22 protein-coding genes and 2 pseudogenes are annotated in these 19190 nt (G+C 35.0%); 7 read left to right on the top strand and 17 right to left on the bottom strand.

What is annotated here, in order from left to right; all coding sequences use genetic code 11:
* Positions 1-192: 192 nt before the first annotated feature.
* The 5 genes and pseudogenes from PQ474_RS14550 to PQ474_RS14575 all read right to left on the bottom strand — a co-directional run bounded on the left by PQ474_RS14550 (position 193) and on the right by PQ474_RS14575 (position 4750).
* Positions 193-357, bottom strand: a complete 165-nt coding sequence (locus tag PQ474_RS14550; protein ID WP_273844641.1) for a hypothetical protein — start codon at positions 355-357, stop codon at positions 193-195.
* Positions 358-710: 353 nt separating this feature from the next.
* Positions 711-1222 (bottom strand): annotated as a pseudogene (locus PQ474_RS26625) (YceI family protein).
* A 183-nt stretch (positions 1223-1405) separates the two neighbouring features.
* On the bottom strand, positions 1406-3520 hold the full coding sequence (locus PQ474_RS14565; RefSeq protein WP_273844645.1) for a heavy metal translocating P-type ATPase: 2115 nt from the start codon (positions 3518-3520) through the stop codon (positions 1406-1408).
* Positions 3513-3881 (bottom strand): ArsR/SmtB family transcription factor, encoded by a 369-nt coding sequence (locus PQ474_RS14570; RefSeq protein ID WP_273844648.1) that lies wholly within the window; start codon positions 3879-3881, stop codon positions 3513-3515. The genes PQ474_RS14565 and PQ474_RS14570 overlap by 8 nt, the downstream gene beginning before the upstream one ends.
* Positions 3882-4246: 365 nt before the next feature.
* Positions 4247-4750 carry a nucleotidyltransferase family protein gene (locus PQ474_RS14575; protein ID WP_337956364.1) on the bottom strand — a complete coding sequence of 168 codons (504 nt, stop codon included), beginning with the start codon at positions 4748-4750 and terminating at the stop codon, positions 4247-4249.
* A gap of 203 nt (positions 4751-4953) precedes the next feature.
* On the opposite strand from PQ474_RS14575, the gene PQ474_RS14580 reads away from it, so the two are divergent.
* On the top strand, positions 4954-6024 hold the full coding sequence (locus PQ474_RS14580) for a sulfite oxidase (RefSeq protein ID WP_273844650.1): 1071 nt from the start codon (positions 4954-4956) through the stop codon (positions 6022-6024).
* An 865-nt stretch (positions 6025-6889) separates the two neighbouring features.
* Here PQ474_RS14580 and PQ474_RS14585 read toward each other — a convergent pair.
* The gene (locus PQ474_RS14585) at positions 6890-7273 is read right to left on the bottom strand and encodes a hypothetical protein (protein WP_273844653.1); all 384 of its coding nucleotides are present in this window, start codon (positions 7271-7273) and stop codon (positions 6890-6892) included.
* Between the two features lie 631 nt (positions 7274-7904).
* On the opposite strand from PQ474_RS14585, the gene PQ474_RS14590 reads away from it, so the two are divergent.
* Positions 7905-8102: a cold-shock protein gene (locus PQ474_RS14590; protein WP_035668410.1), complete on the top strand. Its 198-nt coding sequence runs from the start codon at positions 7905-7907 to the stop codon at positions 8100-8102.
* Between the two features lie 51 nt (positions 8103-8153).
* On the opposite strand, the gene PQ474_RS14595 is transcribed toward PQ474_RS14590, so the two are convergent.
* The 3 genes from PQ474_RS14595 to PQ474_RS14605 form a co-directional block, all read right to left on the bottom strand.
* Positions 8154-8297: a YfhD family protein gene (locus tag PQ474_RS14595; RefSeq protein WP_273844663.1), complete on the bottom strand. Its 144-nt coding sequence runs from the start codon at positions 8295-8297 to the stop codon at positions 8154-8156.
* Between the two features lie 186 nt (positions 8298-8483).
* Complete coding sequence (locus PQ474_RS14600) at positions 8484-8771, bottom strand: hypothetical protein (protein ID WP_273844666.1); 288 nt, start codon at positions 8769-8771, stop codon at positions 8484-8486.
* 107 nt (positions 8772-8878) lie between these two features.
* The gene (locus PQ474_RS14605; RefSeq protein WP_273844668.1) at positions 8879-9475 is read right to left on the bottom strand and encodes an alpha/beta fold hydrolase; all 597 of its coding nucleotides are present in this window, start codon (positions 9473-9475) and stop codon (positions 8879-8881) included.
* Between the two features lie 176 nt (positions 9476-9651).
* Here PQ474_RS14605 and PQ474_RS14610 point away from each other — a divergent pair, with 176 nt between their 5' ends.
* The gene (locus PQ474_RS14610; RefSeq protein WP_273844670.1) at positions 9652-9951 is read left to right on the top strand and encodes a cytochrome P450; all 300 of its coding nucleotides are present in this window, start codon (positions 9652-9654) and stop codon (positions 9949-9951) included.
* A 50-nt stretch (positions 9952-10001) separates the two neighbouring features.
* Here PQ474_RS14610 and PQ474_RS14615 read toward each other — a convergent pair whose 3' ends face one another.
* Positions 10002-10799: an AAC(3) family N-acetyltransferase gene (locus PQ474_RS14615; RefSeq protein ID WP_273844673.1), complete on the bottom strand. Its 798-nt coding sequence runs from the start codon at positions 10797-10799 to the stop codon at positions 10002-10004.
* Positions 10800-10809: 10 nt separating this feature from the next.
* The gene (locus PQ474_RS14620; protein ID WP_273844675.1) at positions 10810-11280 is read right to left on the bottom strand and encodes a GNAT family N-acetyltransferase; all 471 of its coding nucleotides are present in this window, start codon (positions 11278-11280) and stop codon (positions 10810-10812) included.
* 333 nt (positions 11281-11613) lie between these two features.
* Here PQ474_RS14620 and PQ474_RS14625 point away from each other — a divergent pair, with 333 nt between their 5' ends.
* Positions 11614-12312, top strand: a complete 699-nt coding sequence (locus tag PQ474_RS14625; protein WP_273844677.1) for a lytic transglycosylase domain-containing protein — start codon at positions 11614-11616, stop codon at positions 12310-12312.
* A gap of 177 nt (positions 12313-12489) precedes the next feature.
* Positions 12490-12690: a hypothetical protein gene (locus tag PQ474_RS14630; protein WP_273844679.1), complete on the top strand. Its 201-nt coding sequence runs from the start codon at positions 12490-12492 to the stop codon at positions 12688-12690.
* A gap of 277 nt (positions 12691-12967) precedes the next feature.
* Here PQ474_RS14630 and PQ474_RS14635 read toward each other — a convergent pair whose 3' ends face one another.
* The 4 genes from PQ474_RS14635 to PQ474_RS14650 form a co-directional block, all read right to left on the bottom strand.
* A complete protein-coding gene (locus tag PQ474_RS14635; protein WP_273844682.1) occupies positions 12968-14347 on the bottom strand; it encodes a sensor histidine kinase in 1380 nt (459 codons plus the stop codon).
* Positions 14348-15040, bottom strand: coding sequence for a response regulator transcription factor (locus tag PQ474_RS14640; protein WP_390187815.1), 693 nt, complete (start codon positions 15038-15040; stop codon positions 14348-14350).
* A 209-nt stretch (positions 15041-15249) separates the two neighbouring features.
* Complete coding sequence (locus tag PQ474_RS14645) at positions 15250-15432, bottom strand: hypothetical protein (protein ID WP_273844687.1); 183 nt, start codon at positions 15430-15432, stop codon at positions 15250-15252.
* A 137-nt stretch (positions 15433-15569) separates the two neighbouring features.
* Complete coding sequence (locus tag PQ474_RS14650) at positions 15570-15755, bottom strand: YqaE/Pmp3 family membrane protein (protein ID WP_273844689.1); 186 nt, start codon at positions 15753-15755, stop codon at positions 15570-15572.
* A gap of 148 nt (positions 15756-15903) precedes the next feature.
* Here PQ474_RS14650 and PQ474_RS14655 point away from each other — a divergent pair.
* Positions 15904-17144: pseudogene (locus tag PQ474_RS14655) on the top strand (hemolysin family protein).
* Between the two features lie 307 nt (positions 17145-17451).
* Positions 17452-17898 carry an Rrf2 family transcriptional regulator gene (locus tag PQ474_RS14660; RefSeq protein WP_273844691.1) on the top strand — a complete coding sequence of 149 codons (447 nt, stop codon included), beginning with the start codon at positions 17452-17454 and terminating at the stop codon, positions 17896-17898.
* Positions 17899-17969: 71 nt separating this feature from the next.
* On the opposite strand, the gene PQ474_RS14665 is transcribed toward PQ474_RS14660, so the two are convergent.
* Together PQ474_RS14665 and PQ474_RS14670 are read right to left on the bottom strand one after the other, a co-directional pair.
* A complete protein-coding gene (locus PQ474_RS14665) occupies positions 17970-18575 on the bottom strand; it encodes a pyridoxamine 5'-phosphate oxidase family protein (protein ID WP_273844694.1) in 606 nt (201 codons plus the stop codon).
* A 337-nt stretch (positions 18576-18912) separates the two neighbouring features.
* On the bottom strand, positions 18913-19143 hold the full coding sequence (locus PQ474_RS14670; protein ID WP_273844697.1) for a DUF1450 domain-containing protein: 231 nt from the start codon (positions 19141-19143) through the stop codon (positions 18913-18915).
* Positions 19144-19190: the final 47 nt, after the last annotated feature.

Consider the following 19190-nt stretch of genomic DNA (forward strand, 5'->3'; position numbering starts at 1 on the left):
GGAGTAGCTCATGATAAAACCTCCGTGTAAGGGTTGTGTGGTAACTTCATTTTACACGAAGTATCATGGGCTTTTTTGTGTTTATTTTTAGGTGTCGCACTTAATATTACAATTCGTCATATGATAAATGATTAAATATCAAAAAGGAAGATCTTATAGAACAACCTTGTAGCCCCTTTTCCACTTTCTCATTTAGAGCATCAATGCGAAGATAAAGCTAATGATCAGCATTAAGAGCGAGCCCACTAAAAGCGGACTTAGGGAAAGAAGCTTACTTCCACTTTTGGGCACGTGGTTTCCAAGTGTCTTCATAGCAAGATGTGCTTCTGTTGCGGTTCCGCCGGTTGAAATTAACAAAGAAATAGCTCCTATTATGAAAGCTATGTTTACCCACTTTATATTCATATACCATCCAATTCCATAACTAATAATACTAAGTACAATAACAATAAGGAATGTAGTCCCAAGGAAATGTTTAATCTTGCTCACCTCTCTCTAAGGACTTATTTTATTAACATTCCTTCCGTATGTAAAGTCTTATCATTGCTATATACTTAAAAACATTAGAAAAGTTTACGGATGGATTAATACTACGCTACCACTTAAATATCCGCTACAAAGAAAGCAAATTAACTCTTTCAGTTTTTATACAACAAAGAAGAGGTATCCACTTCTGTGATTGAACACCTCCTTCTAAACATGTGTTCTATCTACTCTACTACAAACTCAAAATTTGCACTTAATTTACCATCTTTACCGATTAAGACACCGCCTGTTTCCAATGCTGCATTCCATGTTAATCCATAATCTTCACGACTAATCTTACCTTCTACGTCAAATCCAGCAACCTTGCTGCCGTCCATTGGATTTTTTGAAATTCCGTTAAATTCGACTTGAAACGTTTCCGTATTCGTTACATCCTCAATCGTAACAAGCGCTGTTCATTCATCGTCTTCTTCAGAAACCTTTTTAATTGATTGACTTTGGATTTTAATGTTTGGACATTTTTCAAATCGAAGAAATCTGCTGAATGCAAGTGTCCATCACAGTCTTCATTGTTTTATGAATGGATGCGACATCAACTGTGAGATTCACCCCTTCAAGGATTAGCAATATCTCCTTGGATACCTGCATCAAAATTCTTAAATTCACCTTTACCTTTAGTTTGCTTCACTTGAAAGGCTACACCACTGTGTGCTTTGTCTAATTTAAATGTTGTCATAATAAGAAACTTCCACCATATTTAATAAATACATTACCATTGAGCTAGGTCCATTAACTTTCACTCGTTTATTTATTCACTTTATGTTATTAACTATATTTCGGTGTAATCATTTCATGAATAGTTATTTTCAAAAAAGTTAAAAACAAAAAGCTATGCGCAAGCCGAGCTTTTTCACAAAGTTTATTCTTTAATTTTTAATAACCTCAAACTATTAAGAGTTACAAGTAAAGTAGCTCCAATATCAGCAAAGATAGCTAACCAGAGTGTTAACCAACCTGGTATAATTAATAAGAGTGCAGCTACCTTTAACACGAGGGAAAAAGTAATATTTTGTTTAATAATATTTAATGTTGTTCTACTTAATTTGATTGTATAAGGGAGCTTATTTAATTGATCAGACATTAAAGCGATATCGGCTGTTTCAAGAGCTGTATCAGTCCCCGCTCCCCCCATTGCGACACCCACATTAGCAGCTGCAAGTGCCGGAGCATCATTCACCCCGTCCCCTACCATCGCTACATGTTGATACTGGTTTCGCAATTCCTTAATATAGACTAACTTTTCCTCTGGCATTAAGTTCGCTTTTGTTTCTGAAACTCCCATTTTTATTGCAATGCTATTAGCCGTTTTCTCATTATCTCCTGTTAACATAATGGTTTTTTGAATACCCAAATCCTGTAGTTTTTTCATCATATTTAATGAAGATTCTCTGATTTCATCCGCAACAGCAAATATAGCAAGAAGCTGTGTGTTCGTCCCTAGTAAGATAACGGTCTTTCCTTGTTCTTGAAGAACATTAATTTCAGACCTCGTTTTCTCTGTAAGAGGAATGTCCATTTCATCAAATAAAACTGGACTACCTGCAACATACAAGATGCCTTCAATATTTCCTTTTATCCCTTTGCCTGTTACTGAATGAAACTCTTCAATCTGAACATCCTCTATGAAAATTCTTTCTTCGTTAGCTTTTCTAAGGAAGGCAGATGCTAATGGATGTTGGGACCCTTTTTCAAGAGCAGCAATCATTTTCAAAGATTCGGAGTCTTTATTTTGTAGAGAGATCATATCAGTAACTACTGGTTTTCCTCTCGTTAACGTGCCTGTTTTATCAAAGGCGACCACTTTGAGTGAACCAGCCTCTTCTAGATGAATACCACCTTTAATTAAGACACCATTTCTAGCAGCATTACCAATAGCCGTGACAATCGCAACAGGAGTGGAAATGACTAACGCACATGGACAGCCTACTACCAATACTGCAAGACCTCTGTAAATCCACTCACTCCACACTCCTCCAAAGAAAAGCGGTGGAATTAATACTAATAACAAAGAGAATACAATAATTCCTGGAGTGTAGTACTTAGCAAACCGGTCAACAAATTGTTGAGATGGGGATTTTTCTGCTTGAGCCTCTTCAACCAAATGAATAATTTTTGATAAGGTCGTATCTTCTACTTTTTTCGTCACCTTAACTTCAAGTAACCCTTCCTCATTTAGCGTTCCGGCATATACTTCATCTTTTGGCTCTTTAAAAACAGGTAAAGACTCCCCAGTGATTGATGCTTGATTAAGCGTAGAGGAACCTTTTACAACGACTCCATCCATCGCTAATTTTTGTCCTGGTTTAACAATCATTATGTCATTTATCTTAATGTCGTCTACATGAACTAAGCTTTCTATCTGATTACGACGAATCCAAGCTTCTTTCGGAGCAAGATCCATTAATGAATGAATGGACTGACGGGCTTTATCCATCGAATAACGTTCTAATGCTTCGCTTACCGCAAACAAAATAACTACAGTTGCGCCTTCTCCCCATTCTCCTATAGCGGCTGCTCCAAAAATCGCGACGGTCATTAATGTAGCCATATCAAATCTCAAACGAATTAAATTTCTTAATCCGTTCATAAAAAGGGAATAGCCTCCAATCACAATCGTTAAAGCGTAGCCAATGGTTGGGATTATATGACCTTCACCAAACTGTAATCGAAGAAATAAACTTACCATTAGAATGATCGCTGCAACGTAGACTTTAAGGTTTTGCTTTTGTTTCCAGAAAGATTCTACGACTGCTCTTTGCTCACGCTCATCTCGTAGTTTCAAATTTTCAAAGGCCCCCGCTTTTTCAAGTTGATCAATCGTCACCTTTCCATTAACCATAATTTTAGAAGCACCGAAATTTACCTTCGCTTCTGTTACCCCATCAATTTCTTGCACATTTTTTTCGAATTTCGCAGCACAGTTCGCACATGTAAAGCCTTGTACACGATATGAGTTCATTTCTTGATTAGACATCTGTCTTCACCTCTTCACTATGTGACAAAGCAATTTTAATCAGCTGATAAATGTGACTATCATCTAATGAATAAAAAGCTAACTTACCTTCTTTTCTAAACTTCACAATTCCTTGCTTATGCAGTGTTCGTAAATGATGGGAGGCCGTCGCCACAGATGAACCAATAATTGTCGCAATATCACATACACACAACTCCGGATCTTCGGATAATGCATAGACAATTTTCGTTCTATTTTCATCCGCAAGTGCCTTAAACATTTTTGCAACACTGCCTAAGTCCTTGTTGGCCATTTTTTCATGTAAATGATGTACTTTTTTTTCGTCATAGCTATAAATATCGCATTGATCTTTTGAAGTCATCTTGTCACCTCTTTATTCAAATGTCCATTTGAATATATTATAATCCTATATCCTTTTATATTCAAATGTATATCTGAATGTGATTCGTGCAAAATTCAATTTATGAAAACTTACGCACCAACTCCCGACAAAAGCGCGAAAAAAGCTAATGATAATCATTAGCTTTAAAAACTACTTTTTTGTAAGTCTAATAGTAAAGTGAATCTACATAGAGTTAAAATTCATCACACTCTCGAAGAGTTCTACCTTTGATTTGACTTAGAATATTATTTTCGTATGCTTTATTGATTATCTCTCAAGATGAAGGAAAATAAATTTTAAGCTTCCTCCAACTTGATTTCCAATCTTTTTTTGTTACTCGGCTTTCATAGATTCGTCATCTCTTCTTTATTCAAGTATGGAGGTGTGGGCTTCACATCTAAATGAATGGCATCATGAAGTCCCCATGGAGTTGTTAGCTTCAATAAACCATCCTCCCCTAACTTGACACCTAGAGCTGTTGCCGTTTCTGGGAAGTGTGCTATCCCATCAGTTGAAGATGAATATGGTGGCAGCTTATTTATTACATGCATTCTAGCCTGATTTTTTACTGACCATGGAATAGTAGGCATGAGGGAATGAAGCTTTTTTTCAAATTCTTTTTCTGTCTTTTCTTTCTGATCGCTTAGGTCAAAATATATAACGTCGATATCTTTAATAGGTGTTCTTTTCCTATAGTCGTGTAGAACATCCCATATTTTTGAACGTACAAACCCTGCACATATCCACCAATCAGGTAAATCCAAGGTTTTTACCGCTCTCAAAATATTCATCATCCATTCATCTTCAGCAATGGTCTGCATGAGATCTTCTTCATTTTCAATCCGCATCTTTATCACAACTTTCTTTAGTAATTATTAGTAAATAGAAACATAGACCCACCGTTATAATTTCGATTACATTTAAGATTGATGTGATCACCTAATATCACATATTAAAACACAATTCCTAAATATCTGTATCGAATAATGGCCTAATTAAAATAGGACCAACATATTTATTACAACCAAACCTTTTTAATTAGGAGGCCATTATGACTGATTCTCAAAATCCGCTTTCTAAGCCACACTTAACAACACGTCGTGTGCATCCAGAAAATCAAGAAACTCCCATTCACTTTATAGAAACTGACGAAATCAGCCATCACTTATTTTTTAAACGAAATCATTTCTCTTATCCCACTCTACCTCATTCTGACTACCGTTTAGCTATACAGGGTTTTGTAGAAACACCCAGACTTCTTTCACTGCAAGACCTCGCCCGGTTACCACCTCAGACTGCTAAAGTAGTTCTTGAATGCGCTGGAGATAAACGTAGTTTATTTGAACCTAAAGTCTTTGGCGAACAATGGGATAAAGGCGCGATTAGCCAAGGGCATTGGAAAGGTGTTTCGTTACGAACAATCCTTGAATTCGCCGGAATAAGAAAAGGAGCAAAAGAAGTTGTAGTGGAAGGATATGATTATGGAGAAAGGCCTGATTCAGAACATTTCTATAGTTACATGAGGAGTTTACCAATTGAGAAAGCCCTTCATCCAGACACCCTTATTGCATATGAGTATAATAATCAACCCCTTCCATTTAAACACGGTTATCCACTAAGATTAATCGTTCCCCAGTGGTATGCGATGGCTTCCGTGAAATGGATTAAACAAATTACCGTAATAGATTCTACCTTTATAGGACCCTATCAATCGAATGACTATGTTTATTTTCCACATAAAGAACATAACGAAGGCGCTAAACCCGTCACAAATATAAATGTTAATTCCACCATACAAACACCCTTAAATTTAGATATATTAAGCACCGGAACTCATGTCATTAAAGGGATTGCATGGACAGGTAAAGGGCATATCACCAATATAGAAATCAGTACAGATCATGGGCAAACATGGTCAAAAGCGATATTTAAAAAACAAGAAAAACCTGATTATGGTTGGGTTTCTTGGTCATTTATATGGACTATATTAGAAGAAGGCGAATTTACCATTATGTCAAAAGCAACAGATTCATATTATCAAGTTCAGCCAGTAACGCCCTTTTGGAATAGAAAAGGGTATGGATATAATGCAGTAGATCAAATCAAGGTTAAGATCGAATAGATAAATATATCACTTTTAGGCAAACGGTTTTATTAATCGAAAAAAGAGAACAAACCCCTAACAAAAATGACAACCAGGCGTCAATGTTCTCTCATTATAGGTCAAAGAAACTGAGAATCTAATAAAAGGGGTCTTTACATTAGATTAAAAATTGTTAAGTCTACTTTTTATATGAAATATTGGACGCCTGTCAAAAAAATGTACGAAAAACCTTACATGTACACTTTGCCTAACACTCGCTATCAGCATATTAAAATGATTAAAGGTTAAGGTTATTTCGAATTAAAAAGGCAAAAATAATTCTCGTAAATACAGTGTATTTACGAGAATTATTTCTATTCCAGCATCGTATAATGACCCCATTTTATAAGTTCACGACGAAGAACCTGTACGACTAAAAGTTCATTTGAACATACTATCAAATACTTTTGTTAGCCTTCCACTGCTATTTCAACACCTTAACAAACACCAAACATATATCATCGTCATGATCAGTTTGCGCGTGAATAAGCTCTTAAAATAAGCAATCGTTGGCTGCATTCGATTTTGACTCTTATGATATTCTTCTATCAATGTTTCAATTGATTATTGTCAGTAAGCCCATCTGTATATAATAAAAATTCATTTAGCTCTTCAAAACGGATCACCCCTGACGTGTTTTTGAGTTTCTTAAAAATTCCTAATGGAATGAAACACTATACCAGGAGAATGTCCCGCGTTCATATAGTCGATTATTTTCGTTCAGGTCAATTAATGGATAAATTCTAGTTACAAACGCCCTTATTCAGATTTATCAATTGAATAAAATAGCATAAAAAACGTTTGCGTATCATACACAAACGTTTATCTATTATATAGTTTCATACTACTTATTAGATTTGTTCTTCAATAAGCTTACTACCCGTTTAGACATTTCCTCATCATTTTCCGATAGTTTATTGACCTCAAGTGGCGAAATATCTCTTACCTCATCATCAGATTGGACGGAAAGAATTTGCAGATAGAATGGCTTTGTTCTTCGATCTCCCCTAAGATACCCTTTAAGAATATTCATTTTACTTATCGTACCAGTAACTTTACCGTCATATTCCCACTTAATCTTATTCTCATAAATCAGGTCCATTTTTTCCTTCAATGCTAACATCTCTGATACGACTTCTTGAGGAGTGTTAAACCAATGGTCCGTTCTTTTTAACATTTTCTTTTTAAAGCCATCTCCTGCTTTTGCTTGATAAGATAATCCTGTCATTTGGTCATCCTTCCTAGGTTGGTCTCCCACCTTTTGCAAAAAATTCTGCAATATTAGACCAAGGGAATTGATACCCTTCTTTTAATAGTATACCCCTATTCACCAATAAATACCATCGACTAGACTTTTCATTTAACTATTAAAACCGTTTTTCCCTTAAAGTATTAAGGATTTCATGAAAGATTCAAAAAAAAAAGGATAACTTCCCCTCATGTATGAGATAATGAAAAATAGAATACACAAAGGTGGGGAAACACATGAAAAATAAAAACAAATTTGTTTCTAATCAGAAAGTACGTTTAAAATCGACTGGAGAAACAATTACCATTAATAAGTTTAGTTATGTACCCAATATGAAGAGATACTCCTATACATGTATTGAACATCCTAGTACATTTTATTTCGAAGAAGAAATCGAACATTTAGATTCTTAAAAATGTTTCCTTTTCAAACATTTTTTACTAAATCTCTTGCTATTATGTTCGCAGGCTGTTATCATTAAGTTAATTATTTTTGTTCGGTAAAACTGATAGAGTAAAGACTTTCTTAAACAAGTGGTTTTGTCTTGATGGATTACAAATCGACAAGGATAGTAATAATTTTGTGGATAATCCACGTTGGAGGCAATATCATGACTGAAGGTAAAGTAAAATGGTTTAATGCAGAAAAAGGTTTCGGTTTCATTGAAGTAGAAGGTAGCGACGATGTATTCGTTCACTTCTCTGCAATTCAAGGTGAAGGTTTCAAATCACTTGAAGAAGGACAAACTGTAACGTTCGAAATCGAACAAGGTGCTCGTGGACCACAAGCTGCTAACGTTCAAAAGTAATATTGAGAACTTGTTTCTCATGTGAAAAGGACTCCTCTAAGGAGTCCTTTTTTATTTGTTCTTCTTTTGTTTTTTCGTTGCGCGGTTATCCGATGCTTCCATCCGAGCCATCGCTTCTTTATCTTCTGCATCTGCTAGTTCTTCTGAGTATTCTACTTCGTCAAATTTCCCTTTTTGAACATTCTTCTTACCCATCAAGTACATCCCCCTAAAATACAGATCAATTACGATAAAGTAAGTGCCCTTATCTAAACGTAGTTTGATCTTTACACTAGCAAATATGTGTTGAAAAATTTGGGGCGACTTCTTTAATGAAAAAAGGAATAGGATCCTTGCCTTTGATTAAAATAAGACCATCCTCTTAAAAGGGACGAGATTACTTTATTGGCTATAATAGTCTGATCTTTCATTTAGCCATTCAGTAAGCACACTAGGTACCTTTCCTGTCATAGCTACAGACACATGACCACCCTTTATTCGTTCATACGTTTTATCATCTATTGATAACGCTGGCATAATTGGCTTAATTAAGGTTTCAGGCACAACTTGATCTTCACTTGTTGCGAGAACTAATACATTTGCTTGTATGTTACTTAAATGGACTTTTTCTCCATTGATCTTTAATTGGTCCTTAATTAATTTATTCTTTTTTCCTAACTCATTTACCAACTGTTTAAATATAGCACCTGAAAAAGAAATTTTTCATCATTGGCTTTCTGTAATAATGAAAAACAAGAACTATATGCAAGAGGCGAGATCGCGATCCTCAATGCTAATTAAACTACTTTTGCAGGGATCACACCATACTGATCAATGAGATCATCTGCAAATAATTCATTTCTCCGTAACGATTTTACCCAACTTTTTAATACAGGTGAATGTTCAAAGTCTATTGGAGCAGCTATTAAAACTAGATTTTTAACTTCTTTCGTTGCAACAGCTGTATAAATCGTTGCCAAAGTCCCTCCTAAACAAAATCCGATCATCGTTAAATTGCATACACCTGAATGATCAAGCGCTCTTACCACTTCCCTACGTATATATTTCATAATATAATCATCTAACGTTAAATCCTTATCTTCATAGCCTGGTTTTCCAAAATCAAGCAAGTAAACGTCATACCCCTCTTTTAAAAAGGCTTCGATCATGCTCATACCAGGATATAAATCAAGGATATATGCTTCATTAATTAGAGAGTAAACAAGAAATAAAGGGGTTTTATACTTTTTCTGAGTTGTTGGATAGTACCATAAGACTGCTTTTTTTTTTCTCCATACCAACTCTTTAGGTGTTTGTCCGACTTTTAGCTCCGTACGATGATCTAAAGAACAATTGCTTACTTCCTTTCCCTTTAGCGTATCTATTCTACGCACGTTATTTCCTCCGCTCTATTAAACGTTCAAGTAGCGTTTCCATTCCTAGAGAAGAATCTTCTAATTGATTTGCCATTATCCTTTCAATTAAAACCTTTCTAATTCTTTCTTTCTCCCTTTTTCATTACTCTTCTTCACTTGATTACAAATTGGCCACTTAGCCTTACGTGATAATAGTGATAATACTTTGTCTTCTAGACCATCTGGATCCAGACTTGTTTATCCCAGAACGATTTGAAGGTGATTTCTTTAAAAAAATCCCGACCTACGCATACTTTCCTTTTGGCGGTGGTCCCCGCGTTTGCATCGGAAACCACTTTGCCCATATGGAAGTAGTTCTTGTGTTAGCTTGTATTTGCCAGCGCTATCGCTTTCAACTGATTGAGAATCATCATGAAATTAGGCCTCAGCCGCTCATCACTCTCAGACCAAGGAGAGGAATACAAATGAAAGTTGTAGAAAGAAATGGACAGTAGAAAAAAGGATCATACTTGTGAGTGGAGTTGCTTACAATATGATCTTTTAATCATCTGTTACCGTTTAACCATCGCTCAGCAAAATCAACGGCCTGTTTCAAAGTAAATAACCTTGATTCGGCTGAGCCAATTTTTCCTTTTAATATAGCATGTTCTTTTTCAAAATCTTTTCCTATTCCCTCAAAACACTCTTCATTAAAATCTATTTCATCATATTCTTTCCAGACTTTCTCCCCATTTATCGAGATAGGAGCCCCTTTTTTAGTAAACGTCGGATTCTTTCTCCGGTATTCAGCAAGATGAAAACTGGTATTACTATCGTAGCCAACACCAATCATTAAGACAAAAGCTTCTGCTTGATACAATCTAGCTAACGGTGATTGTTCACCTAATCCAAAATCGATAAAGTGAGATTCAGTTAATTCTACTTTGTCTTTCCCCCATGCGACAAACGAATACGCTGGATGACCACTTCTTAATACATCTGGGGATGTTCTAAAAACCTCCACGATGTTCCCCATCCCCCTTGTTGGAGTCATATGGGGATCATAAGCAGGCATCGTCTCTCTAATCTCACTCCACCATTCTTTCGGAACGGGTGGATAAAGCCATTCCGATGGATCACTCAAGTCAGTTGATTGAGAAGGCATGACGATGGTTCCTTTTTCTGTGATTACGTCTTGAAGTGCTTGTATGACCGCAACAGCTCCTCCATTTACCCAACCGATCGATGATAAAGATGAATGAACAAGCACGGTCATTCCCTTACGAATTCCTAGTTGATATAGATCATTGCTAATCGACTGCCTTGTTCGCGGCAATACTGTTTGATGTATGATTTTTTCCATGTTTTTTCACCTATTCCGTTAAATCTTTTATAAACATAATCATATCTTGAGCTTTAATTCCGTTTTCGTAAATCTCATTTGGATATTGATGAAAGAAATCCTTTTTAATGTAATCCATTCTAAATCCTACTTTTTGGTAAAAGGCAATGTTGTCAATGCTAGAATTAGCTGTGCCCACTACCATTTTCTGATATTGCTTTTTTTTATAAAGATTTAGCCCTTCTTCAATTGTTGCTTTTCCTAAACCTCTTCCTCTATACGCTTTCTCTAGTGCGATGTTTTTCAATTCGACTGTTTCCTTAGATAAAAATGTAAACAAAACCGTTCCCACTAGCTTCTCTTTAAAAAAAATAGCAAACATATCCCCTTCGTTCATATAATCCTTGATGACTTCAGTACTGTCATCAGCTAGTAGTAAATAATGTATATATACTTCCCGCTCATCCTTATTCATTTCCTTAAGTTTAATTTCTCCTTGCAAGTCCCATCCCTCTTCTCTATGACAATTGCTCTCTCTACAGTGTTGTAATGTAATATATGACAACGCGGAACATTTAACAATAGAAACATTTATTGGTAGATCCGAATTAAATATTTCAAATAGTGGAATATCTTTACATGAACAACGGAGCATTCCCGAGGTTATGCGAGCATCTAACTGATAAATCAATAAACAACGTCTTCTTTTCAATGAAAACAAGCAAATACCTTTACATATCTACATATATTAGCATATTTGCAGATTGAATATTCATGCAAGATTCTATAGAGTGAATCTCGTTAAAAGTTTTGATACACAAGGAGGTAATTGAAGGTGGCCAAAAAATTAATGATTCTCGTCTTCGTACTTTCCATTATTTCTGCGATGTTCTTTGTTGAAAATAGAAAACTCACTCACACAATTGAAGAAACACAAAAGATAAATGAGATACAAAGAATCAATCAAGAAATGCAGGAAATGCGTATAAAGTTAGCTAGTAAGTCCCTTGCTTCTGATTTGGCATTAAATTATGAAACATGGTTAGTCTCAAATGTTATTGCAGAGGAATTATATGTAGATAGTGATGGGAAATTTAAAAAAGAATGGGGATTGTTTCTTGGAGAATTAGCCCAACAGCATAACATTGATCCTTATATTGTTTATGAATTGTTAAAAACAGAAACAGGTGGAACATTCGACCCTGATTTAGTAGGTCCAAAAACACAATATGGACATGCATATGGAATAGCGCAATTTATGAAAAATACAGCACCTTGGATTGCAGAGATGGCTGAACTGCCATATAGTGATGAATTGTTACATGATCCTCTTTACTCCATTGAACTCTCTGTACACTATTTAAATTTTCTTTATACTCGATATGAAGATTGGGATCATGCCTTAACAGCTTACCACCGAGGTATGGGCGGTCTTGAAGCATATATTACTCGGAATGGACATGCAATGAGTGAGTACGCTGTCGAGATTCAAGAGAGAGCAACTGAATTTGACAAGGTTGCGTATGTAGAATAAGAATACTTGTATGAATCATTGACTTTTCATAATCTGAGGAGTATGTTTTATAAATGTACACTTGTGCTGTTATTTAACCAAGGAAAGACAAATAACAAAAGTTATCCACATAAGAAAGAAATGATTATTTCTTTTTTTACAGGTGAACCTATAGAACGTAAATGGAGGAATTGTACAATGAGTGATCAAGTTAACCAAACAGGTACATCTAAAAAGAAAATTAGTTTGCAGGAAGCTATTAAGCAACAGCTAGCAAGAAAAAAGAATGAAGCATCTACTAGTAATAATAAACGCAATCCAATTCAACAAACAAAAATGCAAAGTCAACAAACGAAGAAAACGAACAACCAACGAAAAAGACAAGTTGGCGGACAATAACCTTCGATTTCAAGAGCTCGTTCAATCAATGAACGAGCTCTTATTTATAAGTCTTAGTTCCGCAATTTAAAACTTCTTAAATTTTTTAAAAAAACGACGAAAAAGTGTTTAACCAATACTTTCGTATTGGTTACTATTTTATAATCCTTCCCTCTGCATGACTCCAGGAAGAGGCACGGAAGGTCCACCATGAAGAAATAAGAGAATGGGATTTTGTAAGCTGTTAAGAGCCTCACGATCATCTATGCTAATAGCTTCTTCATAAAGTCTCCTTATCTCAATCTTTATTTAGTGTAATCGTAAAAACCGTCCCTTCTCCTAAACGACTTTTCACGCTAATCTCTCCATTGTGGAGCTCGATCAGTTGTCTAATAATCGATAGTCCAAGACCACTTCCGCCTGTTTTGGAAGAGCGTGATTTATCTACTCGGTAGAATCGATCCCAAATAAAAGGAAGGTCTTCTTCTGGAATTCCCTGACCGCTATCTTTTATTTGAAGGATGACTTTAGTTGAATTTTGTTTTAGAATGGCTTCTATATTTCCACCCGGTTTCGTTGATCTAAGAGAATTCGTTACCAGGTTTAATATAACTTGCTCCATTCTTTCTCCATCAACATTAGCTATTATTTTATCAGTAGCAATAAATATTAATTCGACCTTTTTTTCCTCCGCATTTACCTTAACCTTTTGGAGAGTGTTCGCTACTAGTGAGGAAAAATCGATTTCTTGCTTAACAATTGTGAAATTTCCTTCGTCCAATTTCATTAACTGAAATAAGTCATTAACTAATCGTTCCATTCTAATCGCTTCACTGTGAATAATAGTGGAGTGTTCTTTAATGTCTTTTTCAGTAGAACTCTTTTCTTCTTTTAATAGCGCCGCATAAGCTTTAATATACGTTAACGGGGTACGAAGGTCATGAGACACATTTGATAGAAATTGTTGACGAGAATCCCTATACTCTTTGAGCTGCTCAGCCATTGAGGAAATGTGATTCATTAAATCAGCTATTTCATCATTTCCCCTAGGTGATAAGTCAACATCAAATTCTCCTTTGGCTATTTTTCTAGTTGAATTTCTTACCTTTATTAATGGACTAGTTAATTTCTTTGATAAATAAACCGTTATAACGGCTGATAAAAGGAGCGTAAATACTCCCATGATGACTGATATTGCCAGTAATTTTGTTTTCGCTAATTCAAATTCACCAGTATCTTGATCAATAAATAAATAACCAACTACACGGCCATCTTCTTCTAGAGGAGTTAATGACCAAATATGAGGAAGATGATGAGCAATCGTTTCAACAAATTCCGTTCTCTCCGCTTTTGAATTTTTTTCTAACCACTCCTTATAGAGAGCTAATTGCTCTGTTGGAATAGGATAATTACTTTCAAGGAATTGAAAACCTGAATCAAAAATAATGAATGACGTATTAGGTCCTCTTTTTTCCATTAGTACGACATGGTGAAGAGTGTGTTCTGACATATCCTCTTCTATTACTTCTCGATGTGCTTTCATCCGGTATTCAATATCATTTTGCAGTTGAGTTTTATAAAAAGATTTCGACACCTGGTAAAACGAAACACTCATAAGGATAATTCCAATCATAGAAGAAATGAACACAAACAACGATAACTTAACAGCTAGCTTCATTTACTTAACCTCTGGATATGAAAGTTTATACCCTACTCCCCATACCGTTTCTATTAAAGGTACATTAATTCCAGCTTCTCTTAATTTCTCACGTATATTCTTTATATGAGTGTCAATATTTCTGTCATATCGTTCTTCTAAACCTGTCCACTCTAATTCTAATAATTGTTCCCTCGTGTAAACCTGTTCAGGATTTGAAAAAAGTCTAAGAAATATTTGATATTCTTTTTTAGTGAAATCAATTTTCTCATCTCTGAACGAAAACTGTCTGCTATTTTGTTCGAGTGTTATTCCGTACATATTTGTTATAGCTTTTTCAGTATTCGAATGATTGCTCCTTCTTAGCAAAGAATGTATCCTTGCAATTAATTCACTTGGTTCAAATGGTTTTGTTACATAATCGTCAGCTCCTAAATTTAATCCTCTGACAACTTCCTCTGTTTCACCAAGTGCCGTTAGTATAATGACAGGGACCTTAATCGAACAGTACCTAAGTCTTTTTAGTACTTCAAAACCATCTATGCCTGCCATCATGATATCGAGCAAAATTAAATCATATTTCTTCTCTTTCAGTATATGCAAAGCTTCCTCACCAGAAGAAACAGCCTCAACAGCAAATTCTTCAGACTGTAAACATAGCATTAGGAGCTTTTGCATTTGAATTTCATCATCTACTATTAAAATCCCCTTCAAATTTCTCACCACCTTAAGACAAACATTATATCGTAAACGGATTAGTGATGTGCCTGGTCATTTCCTTCACTTGAACGATCACTAGTTTTTCATCAATATTACCCTGTGTAATAAAGGAGATACTATCCATAGAAGCGATGACATACCCATGATTATAAGGTTCTTCTGTTGGGTCATTGACATAGGTTCGTTATAGTTTTGCCAAGTAGTCAAACAGCGAATCTGTTACCTCTCCATGGCTTTTTCATTAATTGAGCTTGGTCGATTTTGCGCTTCGCTTGTACTTTTTCTCTATTTTCGGAATCAGCTACCTGATCAGGTGAATAACCCCTTAATGAAGCCGCTCCTATTATTAATCCTCCTGCTAATACTATCACTTTTGTCACATTCATTTTTAACGACTCTTTTAAAAAAATAGTTCAAGTACAAACAGGATACTCAATAAATATGTGAAAAGAGTGAAGTTATTTAAGTGTAATAAAATGTTCACAAGTTATTTTCAAAGGACTGCATCTTTATTTTGCTTTAACTATCCTCTATTTCCATATTTCCTTGCTCGTTTATCTGCTTTTCGATCCGCAACAATAAAACAAGCATGTATTGCGCCTGGCAACCAAAAAAACATGGTCAAGATTAAATTCAGCAATGCTTGAAATGGTCTACCGACTAAAAGAACAGCTAATGGCGGCAATAAAACTGCAATTAAATACATCATCTACATGTACCTCGTTTCATTTTCTTATTTATTTTAACAAACCAGTTTTCTATTATCTCACTCTAAAGGATTAAATTCATCATTTTTGGTTACCTCATCCTCACTTTGGGAAAACTTTATCTATAATAAATAAAGGAGGACGAATTTCTTGACCGATGTACCTGTTTCTCTTTTGTTTTTATTGCTATTCTTACTCCTTTTATCCGCTTTTTTTCTTCTGCAGAAACTGCCTTTTCAAGTGTAAATAGAATAAGGTTAAAAAATTACAGTGACGAAGGACGAAAAGGAGCAAAAAAAGCACTTGAGATTTCTACCAATTTTGATGAAGCTTTATCAACCATATTAGTTGGAAATAACCTAGTAAACATTGCAGCGGCAACACTTTCGTCGCAAATTGCCATTCAAATCTTCGGGCCAAATATAGGAATATTTGTTAGTACCTTTGTTGTTACAATATTAGTTTTAATTTTCGGTGAGATTTTACCCAAATCTCTAGTTAAAGAGTTTGCAGATACTTATTCTTTAAAAATCTCTGGTATTTTAACATTCTTGATGAAAATATTCAGTCCATTCACCTGGGCTTTTATAAAAATACGAAAAGCCGTTTCAAAATTAATTAGTCCCAAAGTGAACTATCCGTCTATGACCGAAGAAGAACTTAAAGTCATGATTGATATTAGCGAGGAAGAAGGTGTAATTGAAAAGCATGAAAAGGAGCTTGTCCACCGTTCTCTCGAGTTCAACGATATTATTGTTGCTGAAATATTGAAGCCAAGAACTGATATCATTGCTATCAATATGAATAGTATAGTCGAGGAAGTAAAGAAAGTTTTTTTTACCGAACGATATTCCCGTATTCCTGTATATGAGGGAAATATCGATAATATTGTCGGAGTTTTATCCGAGAGGGATTTTCTAACATCCTTAATAAAAGAAGAACAATCTCATATAAAAACACTCGTTCGTGACCCTTTATATGTTGTAGAATCGATGAGGGTTTCAAAACTCTTACCCCAACTCCAGAAACAAAAAACACATATGGCTATTGTAATAGACGAATATGGTGGCACTGCTGGACTTATTACATTAGAAGATATTCTTGAAGAAATTGTCGGAGAAATTTGGGATGAACATGATGAAAAAATTAAGCTTTTAAAAGAAGTTGATTCTTCTACTTATATCGTTTCAGCTGATTATCCACTTGATGATTTTGCAAGATTAACAAATATTGAATTACCAGACTCCACGTATCACACATTAGGTGGTTGGTTAACCGAACTTTTTCAGAGGTTACCAATTAAAGGTGAACAAATAACTTATGAACATCTAACTATTTCAGTGGAAGAAACGGATGAAAAAAGATTGCGTCAAATTAAAGTATCAATTTAATATGTTCATTTGCAGCTAACTCTCCGTTAGCTGCGTTTATTATTGCACCATATCTAATTTGCCTAGCGCATACGAAAAAGGATTCTTAAATGAGTGAGAGCTTACTTTTAATTCCTTTCGTACATTTTTTATATTTCGTCATTAAATCTCACAAGGTTTTTTGTGAAAACGTTAACAATTTCAATTAAACCTGCAGACAATTCTTTACACTTAATGTAGGATAGAAGTGAGCTAAAAAACGACTGTACGTAAAACGTTTTTGATATATCTAATTGAATGAATAACTTGTATGATAGGAGTGAAAAATATGCATCTAACTAGTTATACGGATTATGCACTGAGAACTCTCGTTTATTTAGGAACACGAAAGGATCTTCCATTAGCAAGAATTAAAGACATATCAAACATTTATAATATTTCTAATAACCATATGAGTAAAGTAGTCTATGAATTAGGTCAACTCGGCTTAATTAAAACAGTTAGAGGGAAAAATGGCGGAATAAAACTAGCGCATGATCCTGAGGAAATTAATATTGGTACAGTTGTAAGAAAAACGGAGAACCTTAACATAGTTGAGTGTTTTGACCCTAGCAATAATATGTGTATTATTAGTTCAGCTTGCAAGTTAAAGTTTACACTAAATGAGGCTCTACAAGCCTATTTGTCCGTTCTTGATCAGTATACTCTAGCTGATGTTGTGTCTAATAGTGATGAACTTCTTGAAGTTTTCTCTTCGCATCAGCAAAAAGCATGACAACAAAAAGATGAGAGGTTGATTAAAAGGTTATAAGTCAGAAGCTCTGACACAACCTTTTAATCAACCTCCTAGGATTTCATTTTAGAGTCTATTTTACTTTGTTTCACTTTAAAAAAGTCTCCTCCTGTACTTTGAACTTTTTTACTTTTATCCTTTTTTTCTAGTAAGGGGATATGCTTTGAACAATGAATAAAAGCCTCTTCTACCTCGATCACAACCCACCGCTCTGCTCTCTTGCCTTCCTTGATCTCAATATCCAGAATGTCTTCTTTTGGAAGATTCAGCGTATCTAATTCTTTATTTTCACAAATATATGCTTTTCCATTAACGTGTAATCCTACTCTACTTTCGAAAAAATCAATAAACATAAGGCCGATATGTGGGTTTTCGGTTATATTCCCCATACTCGCCATCACACCGTTTCCACGGTATTCAGGATACATCACTGTGGAATTATTAACCACTCTAACAAAACCGGGTGAACCAGCACGAAAAGAAGAGTCGCAATGACCATGCCGATCGGAAGTAGAGATAAAAACCATTTCCTGATTGCTAATAAATTCTTTCATAGTTGGATTCAAGCAATCTAACATCTGATTGTTATAAAAGGCTGCTGCTCTTTTGGAAGTGTTATACTTTTCCTGAAGCATTTGTTCTCCTGAATGTTTAGGCATGGTATTCACCCCCTTTTCATTACCTAAATAACTGAAACAAATTAGTCCCCCTTATTTTAACTGAAAATTCGCTCTTATAATTGCTATCTGTTAGTTTTTCTCACATTGTATGTTTAATCATTCATTTCTTATCTTTAAAAGACATGTTTAATAAAGGAATTACTCCCTTCAGAGTAAATAACCTTTTAGGCTTATAATCATCAACGGTTAGCGTGGCATTTCCACTTAAAATAAACATGCAATTCTAAATGACCCTTCTGATTCATGCTCTCGTTACATACTGGACGAAAAGAGGCTACCACTTGTAGTGTTAGCCTCCTCCATTGATACAAAGCACTTAAACCGTTTGCTTCAATATTCGTTTGTGCAATTTATAATATAGATCTTCACTCGATTCACTTTTAACGACTTTTCCATCAACTAATGAAAAGGGACACGCTTTACATGTTTTACATTTCCCTAGGCATCCTTTACGCTTAATTTTTAAATCCGGATAAGATGATTTAAGGGATTTATATGCTTTTTTTGTTTTAAATTCGTTTTCTTTACAAAAATAAATCTTATCCATTTATTTGCACCTCATACCAATTGATAATTATAATCATTTTCATTACA

Source organism: Halalkalibacter alkalisediminis, assembly GCF_028610705.1.
Taxonomy (GTDB): domain Bacteria; phylum Bacillota; class Bacilli; order Bacillales; family Bacillaceae_D; genus Halalkalibacter; species Halalkalibacter alkalisediminis.